We start from the raw sequence: 16,157 nt of genomic DNA, 5'->3' as shown, positions 1-16,157 counted from the left end.
CCAGGCGAACTCAACCGAAAGGTCACCATCGATGACGATCGAGACGCGGACTGATGAACAGCCCGCGGCCAGTGCGCCGCAACCGTCGCGCACCGCGGTGTGGCTACCGTGGGTAGTCGTTTCGGCGCTCGCCGCGATTGTTGCGCTGACGTTTGTGCTGACGGATAACAGCGCAACAGCACCCCATCCCCCCTATCCGTCTCATCATCTTGATGATCCCTACGTGCCTTGGCTTTTTGCCTATGTCTTCCCGGTCATCTGGTTCGGTCTGCTCGTCACTATCGTGGTGTGGACCGCCCGTCAGAAGTCGTTCGCGATGCCCGCGCTGCTCTTCCTCGCCGGCACCACCATGTTCTGGATCGAGTGGTTTGCGGACTGGGGCTCATATCTGGTCTGGAATCGGGACTTTCCACTTTTCGAGGCGTGGACATCCACGTGGTACCAGACTCATTTGAAGCCGATCAGCGTGGTGTTCGGTTACGGGATCTTTTTCGGTGTCGAGGCTCTCGTGTTGCTCAAGGTGGTGCCGAGAATCAGTTCCGCGCTGCAGCGAGTGCTGCCGAAGGTCTCGCCGACAGTACTGCTCATCGCGTCCTGCATGATGCTCTTCTACGCGATCGATATGATCGGCGAGCGCCTGATGACGGCCGCCGGCTGGTACTCCTACGTTGACGCGGTCGGTCCGTTCTGGGAATCAAGCCGTGGCACGATTTCCTTCGTTTGGCCGGCGATCCCGTTCCTGTTCTTCGCGGTGATCGTCTCGTTGTGTCTGCGCGTAGACGAGAACGGAAACTATCCGAACGAGCGGCTGTTCCGTGTGCATGCGCTTGCGCCGGGCTGGGGTCGTGAGTTCGCACGGCTTGCGGTGTGGATCGTCACGATGAATGTCGCGATCTTCATCGCGCAGCCACTGTTCCTGATCATCGGAAGACTGCTGTTCTTCCACGACAGCGTCTATGTTCCATGAGCACTGGGCAGACGGCGCGCCCGCACGCCGGGCGCGCCGCCCTCGTGACGGGCGCGGGACGAGGACTCGGCCGCGCATCGGCCCACCGTCTGGCGGCGGAGGGAGCGAGCACGATTCTCGTCGGCCGGGGCGCCGAAGCGCTCGGCACCGTGGCGGCAGAGATCGAGCAGGCCGGCGGACAGGCACGGGTGATCGCCGCCGACCTGACCGACGATGCCGATATCGATCGGCTCCGAAATGAGGCAGGACCGATCGACATTCTGGTGAACAACGCTGCGGCCGAGGAACAGTGGGGTCCCGTTGCCACTGCCGAGATCGACTCGTGGCGTGCGGTGTTCGAGGTGAATGTCTTTGCCCCGGTGAAGCTCATCCAGGCGTTCGCGCCCGGTATGGCCGAGCGTGGCTACGGCGTGGTGATCAACATGAGCAGTGTCGGAGGCACCCAACCGGCACCGTTTCTGGCCACTTACGGCGCGAGCAAGGCTGCGTTGGACATGGTCTCGCGGACGGCCGCGATGGAACTGGCACGCAGCGGCGTACGCGTCAACAGCATCGCATCGGGGATCACCGACATGGGCAAGACGTATGAGCTTCTCCCACCCGGCCTGCTCGCCGATGTCGGCCGGATCATCCCCGCCGGACGGCTGGCGAACGACGAGGATATCGCGGCTGCCGTGTCCTATCTATGCAGCGACGGCGGAGCGTACGTCAACGGTCAGGTGCTCACCGTGGACGGTGCGATGACGTCGGGACAGTGGTCGACGATGACGGTGATGACCGACAGCATGAATTCGGCGTGAGCGCCCGCATCACCGAGCTGTGGATTCGACAGAGACCAGGGCCGGCATGACATAGCTCTTGGCTGTGTCGAGCAGCTTGGCCGGGCTTTCGTCCTGCGAGAAGAAGAGCCAGGACAGGCAGACCTGAAGGAGCCACTTCACTGTTTCGTCGATCGACAGGTCTGATCGCATCCGTCCGCTCTCTTGCGCGGAGACGAGATGCGGTCTGACCACATCTGCTGCGCGGGCGAGGAATCGTTCCGAAGTGGCTCGGGTCCTGAAGGTTTCGCCATCGCCCATCAACGACATCGCCTTGAGCACCTCGGGCATACGTCGCGTCTCGTCCACGGCTGTGACCATCGCGTAGGCAAGATCGTCAGGGAATAGATCGGCCTTATCGAGTCGTGCTGCGGCACGTTCCAGGATGGGTTTCGACCGTCGATCTAGGACCTCATCGACGATCGCATCCCGGTCCGCGAAATGCCGATACACGGTTACCCGGTGAATACCAGCGGCGTCGGCGATCTCAGCAACGCTGATCTTGTCAATGTCTACGTCGTCGAACAACTTTTCGGCGGCGGCGATGATCCGATCACGCGTCGGATTGCGCGTCGGTCGATCGATTCGGTCCCGTTTTGGCGCCGCCATGTTCTCATTTGAGCATAGGAGCTACCCACATCGACCGCCCGACCTCAATATCGAGTTGATCCACCCTGCGCTACGGATGACCATAACTTGTAGTGAACATCAGATAGCCGTGTTTCGTGACCGGCTGGCCCGCAGTCCTGGACGACGGATCAAGTCAGATATGTTCTTCGCAAGGCACTTATGCTGACATCAGGCTGTTCAGTCATTGTCGAGTAGACAGTCGTACTAGTCGTCGATTGCGCACGGGGCCGAGCAGTAAGTGCCTCTTGCGCTACATCTAATCATATATGTAGTCTGGCCGAGTCGCGGGCGCTGCCGATCGCGCGCGTATTGAGGTGCCGCTGGGCGGCTACTCAAGACAGTTCGGATGAGCTATCAGCAAGGGGAATCACGAAATGAGTGTCGCGAAAAGTCGACTCGACGAGAGGTTGGAGTCGCTGGGGGCATGGTCGGGCGTTGCGTGGTTCATTTTCGCGGCCGGCGGATTCATCGGATCCCGTCTGGTGCCGGCGAAGTCTCCCGCGACCAATTCTGTGGAGCTTGCTGCCTTCATCAGTGATCACAAAATCCAAATCCTGGTTGGCATGACGATCCTGCTGATCGGCGGGTTTCCCTTTTTGATCACGTGGTCGTTGACGTTGGCATATCAGATAAAGCTGTACGTGAATCCTTCACCCCTGGCGTTCAACTTCAATGTCGCCGTCGGCGGGTATGGCGCCATCATCGGCATGCTGACGGGGGTAATCGGTTGCGCGATGGCATTCCGGGTGGACACGATGTCCCCGGACACCACTCAGTTGCTCTACGACCTCATCTTCTTCCTGTTCCTGATTCCGTGGCCGGCATTCGCAATGTGGCTCTTCGTCGTCGGGTTTGCCATCTTGAGTGACTGCAACAGCGGAATTATGTTTCCCCGCTGGGTCGGATACTTCTCGATGTGGGCCGGAGCGCTCGAGGTTCTCGCCTTTCTACCTGTCTTCTGGTACTCGGGCCCGTGGAGTTACAACGGCTTGGTCGCGTTCTGGGTGCCTGGTGGATCCTTCTTCATCTGGGTTGTAGTGCTGGCCGTCATGCAAGTCAGCAGGATCAAACTGGCGAGGGCCAATGCAGTGGCCGACTGGGAATATCCGGAACTGAGATCTCGAGCGGACATCTCAGATCCCTCTGTCGTAGAGCCCACCAAGGTGTAGAAGGGGTTTCAAGTGACGACCATGTCGAATAAAGCTGAGGGCATGACCGAAGAGCGTCCGCGCGCCACAGCGACCAACGCGTCGGTCCGACATATTCCCGGTGAACCGGGGATATGGGTCTTTATCTTCCTCGAGCTGTTGATTTTCGCTTGGATGTTCGGCATTTTCGTCTGGCATCGAGCTGAGAACCGTGAGCTCTTTGAAGCATCCCGGCAAGCGGTCGACCCCGTTTACGGGCTCGCTTACACGATTCTCTTGTTGGCCAGTTCATGGTGTGTGGTAACGGCCGTAGCCGCAGCCAAGAAGCGCCTCGTTGACGCCGCGTCCAAGCTGATCTGGCTGGCATTCGCATTTGGCGCTGCCTTCATTCTGATCAAGGTCGTCGATTACGCCATCAAGATGAGCGGCGGTATCACACCGTTTACAAACGATTTCTTCATGCTCTTTTATGTGATCACCTTCATTCACTTCCTCCACGTGTTGGCAGGCCTCGGCGTGCTGACATATATGCGTAGTCAAGCACGCGCCTTGGGATCGGGGGTCAGCCTGCTTGATGACAAGCGCATAGGCATGGTCGAGGTAGGAGGAATCTTCTGGCACTTCGTCGACCTGCTCTGGCTTGTCATGTTCGCACTCTTCTACCTGAGGGGATAAAGATTTGCCGAAATTGGTTTACCGACGCGCGACTTTGACGTTTGCGCTGCTTTCGCTGATAACTGTCCTGTCCTACTGGTTCACCGTCGGCCACGGATCGTCGCTTGCGCACGCGAGTGAGCCGACTGTGTGGACGGTGGTCATGATTCTCACGTACATCAAGGTGCGATGGGTGATGTTGGACTTCATGGAACTGCGTGGCTCGCGAGTCGGACTGCGAATGGTTTTCGAGTGCGTTGCGCTGGTGATGGCTACGTCGCTGATCGCCATAAACTGGTTGGTCGCATAATAATTCGGACCGTTCTTCGGTGGACAGGAATGGCCGACGTCCCCGGCCCGCGTCTCAGAGTCGGGCGTTGAAGCCAGCGTCCACAGGCATGGTCACACCGGTGATGTACTGGGCCTCGTCGGAGGCCAGGAATGCCACGGTGTGGCTCACATCGACCGGATCCAGCGCGGGCACCGGAAGGGGATTGGTCATCCGGTCGGCGATTTCGGGATGATTCCCCACCCAAGTGACGAACGAATCGTTCATGATCATAGGTGTCATGACACCGGTTGGATGAACAGTGTTGACCCGAATACTGTGTGGTGCCAGCACATTCGCATAGGTCCGCATCAGGCCGACCACTCCGTGCTTGGCGGCGACGTAGCCGTCAGGCCCGCCGTTGCCGTCCGACATTCCCTTGAGCCCTGCCGCAGAGCTGATGATGATGATGGACCCACCGCGCCCGCCGTCGACGAGCGCTTTGCGGCTGACCTTGATGGTGTTGCGGACGCCGGTGAGCATGACCCCGACCGCCAGGTCCCAAGAGAAGTCGTCGTCCTCGTGGGTCCAATCGGTATCGCCGTAGTGCATGATCCCGGCGTTCGCGACCACGATGTCGATCCCGCCGCCCAACTCGGCCACGCCGTCGTCGAAGGCGGACCGCAGCACGTTGATGTCGCGAACATCAGCGACTTTGGTGACCACGCGGGCGCCCGCTTCTCCGACCAGTTTCGCGGTGTGGTCCAGGTCGTCGACGGTGGCGAGCGGATACGGCACGGAAGGCAGATCGGCGCAGATGTCGACGGCGATGATGTCGGCGCCTTCCTCTGCAAGCCGGACCGCATGGGCTCGACCCTGGCCCCGGCCTGCTCCGGTGATGAAGGCGACCTTACCGTCCAACTTGCCCATGATCTTGGTCCTCGTCATTGTCGGATGCAGAGGGATAAGCGCTGGTTGGTCACGCTAGTAATAGTCGACACACTTGTCAAGAATGCGTTAGTCTCTCGGCTTGACAAGCGAGTCGATAAGGAAGTGGGACATGGCCGAGCATTCAGACGCTTTATCGCTCTCTCTGCCGAAGGCCACCTCCGGTGTGCGAGAACCGCATCGGGTGGCGATCATTCAGGACTGGGGAGTGGGTCTGCAGCCACTCTACGATCAGTACGACGCGACTCAACTGGCGTTCGACGAAGCCCACGAGTCCGGCCTCCTCGACCGGCCGGTCGAACTGAAGGTCGTCGAGGTCGAGGGGTTGCCCTACGCGAGGGCAACCACGATCCTCGATGCCGTCGACTCCACCGTGCGGGACTTTCAGCCGATCGCGATCATCGGTCCGCACACCTCGGAAAACGTGCCGGTGATCAACCCGTATGCGGAGCAGATCGGTATACCGTTCATTGCGATGTCCGGGGCGCTCGACCTTGCCGGACCCTGGACATTTCTGACACCGAACGGCACCTTCCCCGACGAGGCCATCCTGATGGTCGATCACGCGGTCGACGTGTGCTGCGCCTCCCGGATCGGAGTGATACGCGAGGACAACATCCTCGGTGACGAGTACGCACAACACATCAAGAGTCGCGCCAATGTCCGCGGTGTCTCGATCGTCGCCGACGTGCCGGTCGGTTCGTTCATCGATGGGGATTCCGCCGCATCCGCAATCACGGCCATGCGGGACGCCGGCGCGCAGGCCTACATGTATGTCGGCTTTGGCGCGAACGCCTTTGCAGTTTTGGGGGCGTCACAGACGCTGGCCGCGGCGGGCTATGACGTCCCGCGCATCACGATGTCGATCTTCATGGGCGCGATCGAGGGACTGACGCCCTACGCCGGGCTGATCGACAATTTCGAGGGCTGGGTCGGCGTGGACCAGTTCGATGAGCGCAACCAGACCTTCACCGCGATGCTCGACCGCTTCGAAAAGCGGTTCGGTCGCCGCCCGGTGCACTGTTACACCGCTCAGGGCTACGACATGGGCAACGTCGTCGCGCACGGGTTGGCGAGGGCCAAGCCGCACTCACGCGACGGACTCCGGCGAAGCCTCGAGACGATTCGGCGACTCGACGCCGCGGCGGGCGGGCCCGGCAACCACATCTCCTTCGGCCGGTATGACCACCGCGGCTACAAGGGCGACTACATCGTCATGCGCCAGATCCGCAACGGCGAGAACGTCCCGGCGTCAACAGCTACCGACTGATCTGTCGCGGGACGTCGACGCCGGTCAGCTTGTCGGGGTTGCGCATCGCATAGAAGTGGCTGATGCGGCCGTCGGTGATCTCGACGGTGATGACACCCTCGAAGCTGTCGCCGAGATACAGCTTGAGTGCGGGGGCGTTGTTGTACATCGCGGGTTCGATGCGTCCCTGCTCGCCGGCCACCCGGATGAGACCGACGATCACCCTGGCGACCTTCTCGGCGCCGACGATCGGTCGGCGGGCAGCGCTGACCTTGCCGTCGCTGTCGGCGGTCCACTGGACGTCGGCGGTGAGCATCTCGAGCAGGCCGTCGAGGTCGCCGGTGGAGGCGGCGGTGAAGAACCGCTCGGTCAGTTCCAGTGAGACCTTCGGGTCGACGGGCTCGAACCGCTTGCGCCGCGACTGCACGTGTTCGCGGGCGCGGTGGGCCATCTGACGCACCGCGCCCGCGGACTTGTCCAGTGTCGAGGCGATCTCGTCGTGGCTGAAGCCGAAGACCTCGCGCAGCACGAACACCGCCCGTTCGTCGGGGCTCAGCGTCTCCAGCACGACGAGCATCGCCATCGAAACCGATTCGGCGAGCACCACATCCGTCGACGCGTCGGTGCCGTCGCCGGTGTCCAGCAGTAACGGTTCGGGCAGCCACGGCCCGACGTAGTCCTCGCGTCTGCGCGACTGCGCCCGCAGACTGTTGAGTGCCTGCCGGGTGACCAGCCGGGCCAGGTACGCCTTGGTGTCGTTGACGGTCGCGAGGTCGACCTCGGCCCAGCGCAGGTAACTATCCTGCAGCACGTCGTCGGATTCGGTTGCGCTGCCGAGGATCTCGTATGCGATCGTGAACAGCAGCGGACGCAACAGTGTGAACCGTTCGGCGTGTTCGTCACCCGGTGTCGCAGTCATCGCTTCGACGCTACGCTTTCGGTGGTTTCGCCGGTCAGCAGTTGCCGACGGTCGGGCCCGCTCTTCCAGCTGTACGAGCCCGGCTTGACGGCCTCGTCGCGCATCCACTTGATCGTCCAGCGGCACACCTGCTCCTTGACGATCGCGCCGGCCCGGCCGCCGATGTAGAGCCGCCGCGGGGTGTCGTCGAGGTTGTTCACCTGGAATGTGCCCGCCTTGCGGCCCAGGCTGATGCATTGGGCCGACATGCCGTGGTTCACGTCCGCGGGCGTCTCACCGGCCATCCGCGCCAGCACCGTGTTCGCGGCCTGGGCGCCCAGCGGCATGGCGGCCTGGCAGCTCATCCGGTAGGGCAGCCGCGAGGGCGACACCGCATCACCGGCGCCGACGATGCGAACGTCGTCCACGCTGGTCAGCGTCTCGTCGGCGAGCAGCCGGCCCAGCTCGTCGGTGGACAGTCCGCTGGCGGCGGCCAGGCCCGGGACGCCGAAGCCCGTGGTCCACACCGTCACCGCGCTGGGCACCTGACGGCCGTCGTCGAGGACGACGTGATCGGCGGTCACCCGCGCGACCAAAGCGTCGTCCACCACCGCGACGCGCAGCCTGGCCAGCCGCTTGGCCACCGAACGCCGTCCGCCCTTACCCAGCGACGGGCCCAGGATGTCGGTCACCAACGTGACCGGGCGGCCGGCTTCGGCGAACTCGGCCGCCGCCTCGATACCGGTCAGCCCGCCGCCGACCACGACAATCGGCGCCGAGGTCGGCACGTCGGCCAACCGCGCGGTCAGTCGCTGCGCCTGCTCGAATTCGCTTATCGGGTAGGCGAACTCCGCGGCGCCGGGCACCGAGTGGGGCACGGTGCCCGTGCTGCCCACGGCGTACACCAGGTAGTCGTAGGCCAGCGACTCACCGGAGGCCAACGCGACGGTGCGCGCCGCGGCGTCGATACGCGTCGCGCCCTCGACCACCAGTCGCACGTCGGCCGACAGCACGGTCGAATAATCGACCACCGCGTCGTCGTTGCCTGCGACGAGTTGGTGCAGCCGGATCCGCTCGACGAACGTCGCGCGCGGGTTGACCATCGTCACGGCCGCATGCGGGGCGAGTCGGTTGGCGGCCATCACACCGGCGTAACCACCGCCGATCACGACCACGCGATTGTTCTGCTCGGTCATCTCGTTCTCCTCGGGTCGGTCCGGCTCACCGTTGAGCCGGTCTGACCTCGAGACACCGTAAATGTCCGGAGTGTGACAGCTTTGCGCCCCGATGTGTCAGAGGTCACTTCCGGCCGTGACCGGCTGCTGGGGCCGTGGGCCGCCCTTGAACCAGAAACTCGAGCCCGGTTTGCGGGCCTCGCGGCGGATTCCCCACACGGTGCCCTTGCAGACCGCCTCCTTGATCATTGCGCCGAGACGTCCGGGCACGAAAAACCTTGTCGCGGTGTCGTCCTTGCGGGCGAACTGGATGACCGCCGCACGCCTGCCCAAGCTCACGTTGGACCCCGCGAAGCCGTACTCGAACCGCGGCGGCGCATCGCCTGCGATGCGGCTCAGCACGGTGTCGGCGGCCTGCGGCCCCAACTGCGAGGCCGACTGGCAACTCATCCGCAACGGCGCCCCGGAGGGGGAGGCGCAATCGCCCGCCGCGACCACCCGATCGTCGTCCACACTGGTCAGCGTCTCGTCGGTGAGCAGTCGCCCCAGCGCGTCGGTGCGCAGTCCGCTGGCGGCGGCCAGGCCCGGCACGCCGAAGCCCGCCGTCCAGATCGTCACCGCGCTGGGGCGCACCGCACCGTCGGCGAAGACGACCGCGTCGCGGCGCACCTCGGTGACGACGTCGTCCTCCAGGATGGTGACACCCAGCTTGCGCAGCCCGCGCGCGGTTGCGCGCCTGCCCCGCTCGGACAGCGACGGGACCAGTCGGCCACCGCACACCAGCGTGACGTTGCGGCCCTGCTCGGCGAGTTCTGCCGCCGTCTCCGTGCCGGTCAGCCCGGCGCCGACGACGGTGACCGGCGCGGCGGACCCGGCGTCGTCGAGTGCGTGACGCAACCGAGTGGCATGCTCGAATTCCCCGATGGGGTAGGCGAATTCGGCGGCGCCGCGCACCGAGTCGGAAACGGCTGCGGTGCTGCCGACCGCGTAGATGACGTAGTCGTACCCCAGCGTGCGTCCCGAGGCCAGCTCGACCTGGCCAGCGTCGGTGTCGATGCGGGTGGCCTTGTCGACGACCAGCGTGACGCCCTCGCCCAGCAGCGTGCCGAAGTCGACGGCGGCCGGGTAGTCGCCGGCGACGAACTGGTGCAACCGGATCCGTTGCACGAACTCCGGGCGGGGGTTGACCAGGGTGACGTCGACATCCGCGGCGCCGGCGCCCTTGCGCAGCCGGTTGGCCGCCAACGTGCCTGCGTATCCGCCCCCGAGGACGACGACGTGTGTGGGCTTCTCGGCCATGATATCTCCTGCTCTGTCGAAGGTGTCGTGCCCTTGAGACACCGCGGGGCGGCGAAATGTGACACGAGGTGTCTAGCGGCGGATGGTGCGCGGGCTCGCGATGCCCGCGAGCTTCTCCGGGTTGGCCATCGCGTAGAAATTCGTGATCGCACCGTCGACGATCTCGACGAGGAACACCCCCAACAGGTCGTCGCCGTCGGAGATGATCACCGCCGGGGCGCTGTTGCAGTTCACCGTCTCGAACCGGATGTCCGGCAGCCGCTGCGGGCCCACCCGGAAGAAGCTGGTGATCAGCGCCGCAACCTTCTTGGCGCCCACCACCGGCCTGCGGATGGCGGGTGCCTTGCCGCCGCCGTCGGCGGTCCAGGTGACATCCGGTGCGAGCATCGCCAGCAGCCCGTCCATGTCGCCGGTGGCCGCGGCGGTCATGAACTCTTCGGTGATCCGCACGGACGTGGCCGAATCGACGGGTTCCACCCGCCGGCGGCGCGCCTGCACGTGATCGCGGGCCCGGTAGGCCATCTGGCGCACCGCGTTCGCCGACTTTCCGACGGTCGAGGCGATCTCGTCGTGGCTGAACCCGAACACCTCCCGCAGCACGAACACCGCCCGCTCCTCGGGGGTCAGCGTCTCGAGCACCACCAGCATCGCCATCGACACCGATTCGGCGAGCACCACGTCCGTCGAGGCGTCGGTGCCGTCGCTGGTGTCGAGCAGCAGCGGTTCGGGCAGCCACGGGCCGACATAGTCCTCGCGTCTGCGCGACTGCGCACGCAGCGCGTTGAGGGCCTGGCGGGTGACCAGTCGGGCCAGGTAGGCCTTGGTGTCCTGCACCGTCGTCAGATCCACCTCCGCCCACCGCAGGTAGCTGTCCTGCAGCACGTCGTCGGATTCGGTTGCGCTGCCCAGTATTTCGTAGGCGATCGTGAACAGCAGCGGTCGCAGGTGGACGAACCGGTCGGCGTGCTCGTCGTGGCCGCTCACGTGATCGACACCCCGCTCTCGTCGGCCAGCCGCTGGCGGCGGTTGCCGCCCTTGAGCCAGATCAGCGAGCCCGGCCTGCGCGCTTCGCGTGCGAGGAACTTGATCGAGGCCGAATACGCCGCCTTCTTCACGGCCGCGCCCGCGCGGCCCGCGACGTACACCGGCAGCGCGGTGTCGTCGGTGCGCGCCACCTGCAGGATCGCGGTCCTGGCGCCCAGGCTGATGCACTGGCCGGCCACCGCGACGTTCAGCGGTGCGGGTGTGGTGCCGGCGATCCGGCTCAGCACGGTGTCGGCGGCCTGGGCGCCGAGCGGGGCAGCGGACGCGCAGCACATCCGCAGCGGCTGGTTGGACGGGGTGGCCGCATCGCCCGCGGCGACGATGTGCGGATCGTCGATGCTGGTCAAGGTTTCGTCGGTGATCATCCGGCCCGCAGCGTCGGTGCTCAGGCCACTGTCGGCGGCCAGCTCCGGCACGGCGAAACCGGCGGTCCACACGGTGATCGCGCTGGGCACCTCGCGGCCGTCGGCGAGGGTGACCGCCTCGCGGGTCACCTCGGTGACCGTGCTCGCCGGACCGTGGAACACCGTCACACCCAGTTCGGCCAGCCTGCGCGCCACCGACCGGCGGCCGGGTGCGGCCAGATACGGTCCCAGCACTCCGCCGCACACCAGGGTGACCGGGCGGCCCTGCTCGGCGAGTTCGGCGGCGGTCTCGATGCCTGTCGAACCACCGCCGACGACGGTGACCGCCGCGGCGGGCCCGGCGTCGTCGAGCGCGTGACGCAACCGGGTGGCGTGCTCGAATTCCGAGATGTGGTAGGCGAATTCGGCGGCACCGGGCACGGCCGGGGCGGTGACTCCGCTGCCGACCGCGTAGATGAGGTAGTCGTAGACCAACGGCTCACCCGAGGCCAGGTTCACCCGGCGCGCGGCGGGGTCGATACGTGTGGCGCGGTCGGTGACCAGGTGGACCTTGTCGCTGAGCACCTCGGAGTAGTCGACGACGGCGTCGTCGGAGCCCGCGACCAACTGGTGCAGGCGGATCCGCTCGACGAAATGGCTTCGCGGGTTGATCAGCGTGACGTCGGGGACGACCGCGCCCGCGCCCTTCTGCAGCCGGTTGGCCGCGACCGTGCCGGCGTATCCGCCGCCGATGACGACGACGTGTGTGCGGTGGTCAGCCATGGTGCCTCCTTGCTCGGTGGGGTTCATACCCTCGAGACACCGCCGAGGCCCTGGTCGTAACAACCGAGCGCGGGTTGTGGCCTACATCACATGACTCAGACCAGGCCGAGGGCCAGCATCGCGTCGGCCACCCGGATGAACCCGGCGATGTTGGCGCCGGCCAGGTAGTTGCCGGGCTGTCCGTACTCGTCGGCGGTGACCAGGCAGCGGTTGTGGATGCGACGCATGATCACTTCCAGCCGCTTCTCGGTGTCGGCGAACGTCCACGAATCCCGCGAGGCGTTCTGCTGCATCTCCAGCGCGCTGGTGGAGACGCCGCCCGCGTTGGCGGCCTTGCCCGGTGCGAACGTCACCCCCGCCTCGCCGAAGTGCTTGACCGCGGCAGGCGAGCAGGGCATGTTGGCCCCCTCGGCCACGATGCGGCAGCCGTTGGCGACCAGCGCGATCGCTTCCTCACCGTTGATCTCGTTCTGGGTCGCGCACGGTATCGCGATGTCGCACGGCACATTCCAGACGTTCTGGTCCTCGACGAAATGCGCTGCGCCACCGCGCATGTCGACGTAATCGGCCACTCGGCCGCGGCGAACCTCCTTGATCTCCTTGAGGATGTCGAGGTCGATGCCCTTCTCGTCGACGATGTAGCCGCTGGAGTCCGAACAGGCGACCACGACGCCGCCGAGCTCCTGGATCTTCTCGATCGCGTAGATCGCCACGTTGCCCGAGCCCGACACCACGGTGTGCTTGCCCTCGAACGTGTCGTTGGCAGCCCGCAGGATCTCGTTGACGAAGAACACGGTGCCGTATCCGGTGGCCTCGGTGCGAACCTGAGAACCGCCCCAGGTCATGCCCTTACCGGTCAGCACCCCGGACTCATAGCGGTTGGTGATCCGCTTGTACTGGCCGAACAGGTAGCCGATCTCGCGCTGGCCCACCCCGGTGTCGCCGGCGGGCACGTCGGTGTACTCGCCGAGGTGGCGGTAGAGCTCGGTCATGAACGACTGGCAGAACCGCATCACCTCGTCGTCGGAGCGGCCCTTGGGGTCGAAGTCCGCGCCGCCCTTGCCGCCGCCGATCGGCATTCCGGTCAGTGAGTTCTTGAAGATCTGCTCGAAGCCCAGGAACTTGACGATCCCGAGGTAGACCGACGGGTGGAAGCGCAGACCGCCCTTGAACGGTCCGAGCGCGGAGTTGAACTCGACCCGAAAGCCGCGGTTGATCTGAACCGTGCCGCGGTCGTCGACCCAGGGCACCCGGAAGATGATCTGGCGCTCCGGCTCGCACAGCCGCCGGATCACCTCGGAGTCGACGTACTCCGGGTGCTTGTCCACCACTGGACCGAGGCTGGTGAGCACCTCGTACACCGACTGGTGGAACTCGGTTTCACCCGCGTTGCGACGAGCTACTTCCTCATAGATGCTGCGGAGCTTTTCGTGTAAGCCGTTCATTCACTCACCTGATACCGGGGAAAGACGCCGACCGGGGCGGGCAGCGTGGTGCCGGGCGCCAGCCGGGTGCCCACCGCCGCGAATGTCCGCTGGTCGGCGGACTGGCCAAGCAGGTCAAGCAGCTTGGCCGTCGAGTCGGGCATCACCGGCTGGCTCAGCAGTGCGGCGACGCGCACCACTTCCAGCGTCGTATACAACACGGTGCGGAACCGTAGCGGATCTGACTTTCGCAGCACCCATGGCTCCTGCGCGGAGAAGTACTTGTTCGCCGCCCCCAGCACCGACCAGATCGCCTCCAGCGCCAGGTGCATCGCGGTGTCCTCGAAGTGGCGGCGCACCCGGGTGAGCAGACCGTCGGCGGCGGCGAGCAGGTCTTTGTCCTCGGCAGTGAACTCGCCGGGCTCGGGCACGGTGCCGTCGAGGTTCTTGGCGGCCATCGACAGCGAGCGCTGGGCCAGGTTGCCCAGCTCGTTGGCCAGATCGGCGTTGATCCGGCCGATGATCGCGTCCTCGCTGTAGCTGCCGTCCTGGCCGAACGGCACCTCGCGCAGGAAGAAGTAGCGCACCTGGTCCACCCCGAAGGTGTCGACCAGGTTCACCGGATCGATGATGTTGCCGACCGACTTGCTCATCTTCTCGCCGCGGTTGAGCACGAAGCCGTGCGCAAACACCTTGCGGGGCAACTCGATCCCCGCCGACATCAGAAACGCCGGCCAGTAGACGGTGTGGAACCGGATGATGTCCTTGCCGATCATGTGCAGGTCGGCGGGCCAGTAGCGCTTGAACATCTCTGACGAGGTGTCCGGAAAGCCCACGCCCGTCAGGTAATTGGTCAATGCGTCCACCCACACGTACATGACGTGGTCGGGGTGGTCGGGCACCGGCACACCCCAGTCGAAGGTGGTGCGCGAGATCGACAGATCCCTCAGCCCGCCGGAGACGAAGCTGATGACCTCGTTGCGCCGCACCTCGGGTCCGATGAACTCCGGATGGGCGTGGTAGTGCGCCAACAGCTTGTCGGTGTAGGCCGACAGGCGAAAGAAGTAGGTCTGCTCCTCGGTCCAGGTCACCGGGGCGCCGGTCTCGGCGGCCACCCGCACGCCGTCGGCGCCGACGGTGGTCTCGGCTTCGGTGAAGAACCGTTCGTCGCGCACCGAGTACCAGCCCGAGTAGGTGTCCAGGTAGATGTCACCGGCGTCGTTCATCCGGCGCCAGATCTCCTTGGACGCCTCGAAGTGGTCGGGGTCGGAGGTGCGGATGAAGCGGTCGAAGGAGATGTTGAGCTTCTCCTGCATGCGCTGGAACACGTCGGAGTTGCGCCGGGCCAGCTCGGCGGTGGGGATGCCCTCGGCGGCCGCCGTCTCGGCCATCTTGAGCCCGTGCACGTCGGTGCCGGTCAAGAAGCGCACGTCGAAGCCGTCGAGGCGCTTGAACCGCGCGATCGCATCGGTGGCGATGTACTCGTAGGCGTGTCCGACGTGCGGGTCGCCGTTGGGATAGGCGATGGCGGTCGTGACGTAGTAGGGCTCGCTCATTTGAACCCAGCTTATGGTGTGGACGTGAACGAGAAGCGTCCAGGCAGAAGGGAGCGGCCGCCCGCCCCGGAGCCGCTGGCCCCGCTGATCGACGCTCACACCCACCTCGACGCATGTGGCGCCACCGACGCCGCCGGAGTCACCGCGATCGTCGACCGGGCGGCCGCCGTCGGCGTGCAGGCCGTCGTCACCATCGCCGACGACCTGGCCTCCGCACGCTGGGCCGCCGACGCCGCCGACGCCGATCCGCGGGTGTACGCCGCCGTCGCGCTGCACCCCACCCGCACCGACGCGCTCACCGACGAGGCCCGGGCCGTCATCGAGCGGCTGGTCGAACACCCCCGGGTGGTCGCCGTCGGCGAGACCGGCATGGACATGTACTGGCCGGGCAAGCTCGACGGCTGCGCGGCGCCCGCCCGTCAGCGTGAGGCCTTCGCCTGGCACATCGACCTGGCCAAACGGACCGGTAAGCCGCTCATGATCCACAACCGTGACGCCGACGCCGAGGTGCTCGACGTGCTGCGGGCCGAGGGTGCGCCGCCGACCGTGATCTTTCACTGCTTCTCGTCGGATGCGCAGATGGCGCGCACCTGCGTGGACAACGGCTGGCTGCTGAGCCTGTCCGGGACGGTCAGCTTCCGAAACGCTCATGCGCTGCGGGAAGCGGCGTCGCTGATCCCACCCCAGCAACTGATGGTCGAGACCGACGCGCCGTATCTGACCCCGCACCCGCATCGGGGCGCCCCCAACGAGCCGTATTGTCTGCCCTACACGGTGCGCTCGTTGGCGGATCTGCTCGGGCGACGTGCCGAAGACATTGCGAGGGAAACCACCGCGACCGCCGTGCGCGCCTATGGCCTGCCGAGTTGTGCGGCTTGAGCGTGTTCGTTACGGTTCTGTGATCGAACTGCGGGGGTTTGCACACGCCGTCCGATAGTCGGGGATAGACCAG

16 protein-coding genes are annotated in these 16,157 nt (G+C 65.3%); 7 read left to right on the top strand and 9 right to left on the bottom strand.

All coding sequences use genetic code 11. The features are described from left to right. Positions 1-31: 31 nt before the first annotated feature. A complete protein-coding gene (locus ABQE89_RS17625; RefSeq protein ID WP_448418880.1) occupies positions 32-967 on the top strand; it encodes a hypothetical protein in 936 nt (311 codons plus the stop codon). Beyond that, the gene (locus ABQE89_RS17620; RefSeq protein WP_448418878.1) at positions 964-1,767 is read left to right on the top strand and encodes an SDR family NAD(P)-dependent oxidoreductase; all 804 of its coding nucleotides are present in this window, start codon (positions 964-966) and stop codon (positions 1,765-1,767) included. Before ABQE89_RS17625 ends, ABQE89_RS17620 begins: the two co-directional genes overlap by 4 nt. Positions 1,768-1,776: 9 nt before the next feature. Here ABQE89_RS17620 and ABQE89_RS17615 read toward each other — a convergent pair whose 3' ends face one another. After that, positions 1,777-2,394: a TetR/AcrR family transcriptional regulator gene (locus ABQE89_RS17615; RefSeq protein ID WP_448418876.1), complete on the bottom strand. Its 618-nt coding sequence runs from the start codon at positions 2,392-2,394 to the stop codon at positions 1,777-1,779. A 395-nt stretch (positions 2,395-2,789) separates the two neighbouring features. Here ABQE89_RS17615 and ABQE89_RS17610 point away from each other — a divergent pair, with 395 nt between their 5' ends. The 3 genes from ABQE89_RS17610 to ABQE89_RS17600 are packed head-to-tail and all read left to right on the top strand — an operon-like array spanning position 2,790 to position 4,527. Continuing rightward, positions 2,790-3,584 carry a hypothetical protein gene (locus tag ABQE89_RS17610; protein WP_448418874.1) on the top strand — a complete coding sequence of 265 codons (795 nt, stop codon included), beginning with the start codon at positions 2,790-2,792 and terminating at the stop codon, positions 3,582-3,584. Between the two features lie 21 nt (positions 3,585-3,605). After that, on the top strand, positions 3,606-4,238 hold the full coding sequence (locus ABQE89_RS17605) for a cytochrome c oxidase subunit 3 (protein WP_448419056.1): 633 nt from the start codon (positions 3,606-3,608) through the stop codon (positions 4,236-4,238). A gap of 4 nt (positions 4,239-4,242) precedes the next feature. Then, the gene (locus ABQE89_RS17600; protein ID WP_448418872.1) at positions 4,243-4,527 is read left to right on the top strand and encodes a cytochrome C oxidase subunit IV family protein; all 285 of its coding nucleotides are present in this window, start codon (positions 4,243-4,245) and stop codon (positions 4,525-4,527) included. A 54-nt stretch (positions 4,528-4,581) separates the two neighbouring features. Here ABQE89_RS17600 and ABQE89_RS17595 read toward each other — a convergent pair whose 3' ends face one another. Next, positions 4,582-5,415, bottom strand: a complete 834-nt coding sequence (locus ABQE89_RS17595; RefSeq protein ID WP_448419054.1) for a mycofactocin-coupled SDR family oxidoreductase — start codon at positions 5,413-5,415, stop codon at positions 4,582-4,584. A gap of 130 nt (positions 5,416-5,545) precedes the next feature. Here ABQE89_RS17595 and ABQE89_RS17590 point away from each other — a divergent pair, with 130 nt between their 5' ends. Further along, positions 5,546-6,703: an ABC transporter substrate-binding protein gene (locus ABQE89_RS17590; RefSeq protein WP_448418870.1), complete on the top strand. Its 1,158-nt coding sequence runs from the start codon at positions 5,546-5,548 to the stop codon at positions 6,701-6,703. On the opposite strand, the gene ABQE89_RS17585 is transcribed toward ABQE89_RS17590, so the two are convergent. From ABQE89_RS17585 to metG, 7 genes are all read right to left on the bottom strand, one after another. Then, entirely contained in the window at positions 6,693-7,601 is a 909-nt protein-coding gene (locus tag ABQE89_RS17585) for an RNA polymerase sigma-70 factor (RefSeq protein WP_448418868.1), read from the bottom strand. The genes ABQE89_RS17590 and ABQE89_RS17585 overlap by 11 nt on opposite strands. After that, positions 7,598-8,776: an NAD(P)/FAD-dependent oxidoreductase gene (locus tag ABQE89_RS17580; protein ID WP_448418866.1), complete on the bottom strand. Its 1,179-nt coding sequence runs from the start codon at positions 8,774-8,776 to the stop codon at positions 7,598-7,600. Before ABQE89_RS17580 ends, ABQE89_RS17585 begins: the two co-directional genes overlap by 4 nt. Positions 8,777-8,872: 96 nt before the next feature. Continuing rightward, complete coding sequence (locus ABQE89_RS17575) at positions 8,873-10,054, bottom strand: NAD(P)/FAD-dependent oxidoreductase (protein ID WP_448418864.1); 1,182 nt, start codon at positions 10,052-10,054, stop codon at positions 8,873-8,875. A 72-nt stretch (positions 10,055-10,126) separates the two neighbouring features. Further along, positions 10,127-11,038, bottom strand: a complete 912-nt coding sequence (gene sigJ / locus ABQE89_RS17570; protein ID WP_448418862.1) for an RNA polymerase sigma factor SigJ — start codon at positions 11,036-11,038, stop codon at positions 10,127-10,129. Beyond that, positions 11,035-12,225, bottom strand: a complete 1,191-nt coding sequence (locus tag ABQE89_RS17565) for an NAD(P)/FAD-dependent oxidoreductase (RefSeq protein WP_448418860.1) — start codon at positions 12,223-12,225, stop codon at positions 11,035-11,037. Before ABQE89_RS17565 ends, sigJ begins: the two co-directional genes overlap by 4 nt. A 95-nt stretch (positions 12,226-12,320) precedes the next feature. Continuing rightward, the gene (gene gdhA / locus ABQE89_RS17560) at positions 12,321-13,670 is read right to left on the bottom strand and encodes an NADP-specific glutamate dehydrogenase (RefSeq protein ID WP_448418858.1); all 1,350 of its coding nucleotides are present in this window, start codon (positions 13,668-13,670) and stop codon (positions 12,321-12,323) included. Further along, complete coding sequence (gene metG, locus ABQE89_RS17555) at positions 13,667-15,205, bottom strand: methionine--tRNA ligase (protein WP_448418856.1); 1,539 nt, start codon at positions 15,203-15,205, stop codon at positions 13,667-13,669. The genes gdhA and metG overlap by 4 nt, the downstream gene beginning before the upstream one ends. 24 nt (positions 15,206-15,229) lie before the next feature. Between metG and ABQE89_RS17550 the strand changes: the two genes are divergently transcribed. Next, a complete protein-coding gene (locus ABQE89_RS17550) occupies positions 15,230-16,084 on the top strand; it encodes a TatD family hydrolase (RefSeq protein WP_448418854.1) in 855 nt (284 codons plus the stop codon). Positions 16,085-16,157 lie beyond the last annotated feature (73 nt).

The sequence above is a fragment of the Mycolicibacterium sp. XJ1819 genome (assembly GCF_053483675.1).
This window is presented reverse-complemented; position numbering and strand designations above follow the sequence as displayed.

Excerpts from the sequence above, each read along its gene's own strand:
- ABQE89_RS17625 (WP_448418880.1), top strand. The coding sequence starts at position 32 with ATGACGATCGAGACGCGGACTGATGAACAGCCCGCGGCCAGTGCGCCG.
- ABQE89_RS17620 (WP_448418878.1), top strand. The coding sequence starts at position 964 with ATGAGCACTGGGCAGACGGCGCGCCCGCACGCCGGGCGCGCCGCCCTC.
- ABQE89_RS17615 (WP_448418876.1), bottom strand. The coding sequence starts at position 2,394 with ATGGCGGCGCCAAAACGGGACCGAATCGATCGACCGACGCGCAATCCG.
- ABQE89_RS17610 (WP_448418874.1), top strand. The coding sequence starts at position 2,790 with ATGAGTGTCGCGAAAAGTCGACTCGACGAGAGGTTGGAGTCGCTGGGG.
- ABQE89_RS17605 (WP_448419056.1), top strand. The coding sequence starts at position 3,606 with ATGTCGAATAAAGCTGAGGGCATGACCGAAGAGCGTCCGCGCGCCACA.
- ABQE89_RS17595 (WP_448419054.1), bottom strand. The coding sequence starts at position 5,415 with ATGGGCAAGTTGGACGGTAAGGTCGCCTTCATCACCGGAGCAGGCCGG.
- ABQE89_RS17590 (WP_448418870.1), top strand. The coding sequence starts at position 5,546 with ATGGCCGAGCATTCAGACGCTTTATCGCTCTCTCTGCCGAAGGCCACC.
- ABQE89_RS17585 (WP_448418868.1), bottom strand. The coding sequence starts at position 7,601 with ATGACTGCGACACCGGGTGACGAACACGCCGAACGGTTCACACTGTTG.
- ABQE89_RS17580 (WP_448418866.1), bottom strand. The coding sequence starts at position 8,776 with ATGACCGAGCAGAACAATCGCGTGGTCGTGATCGGCGGTGGTTACGCC.
- ABQE89_RS17575 (WP_448418864.1), bottom strand. The coding sequence starts at position 10,054 with ATGGCCGAGAAGCCCACACACGTCGTCGTCCTCGGGGGCGGATACGCA.
- ABQE89_RS17565 (WP_448418860.1), bottom strand. The coding sequence starts at position 12,225 with ATGGCTGACCACCGCACACACGTCGTCGTCATCGGCGGCGGATACGCC.
- gdhA (WP_448418858.1), bottom strand. The coding sequence starts at position 13,670 with ATGAACGGCTTACACGAAAAGCTCCGCAGCATCTATGAGGAAGTAGCT.
- metG (WP_448418856.1), bottom strand. The coding sequence starts at position 15,205 with ATGAGCGAGCCCTACTACGTCACGACCGCCATCGCCTATCCCAACGGC.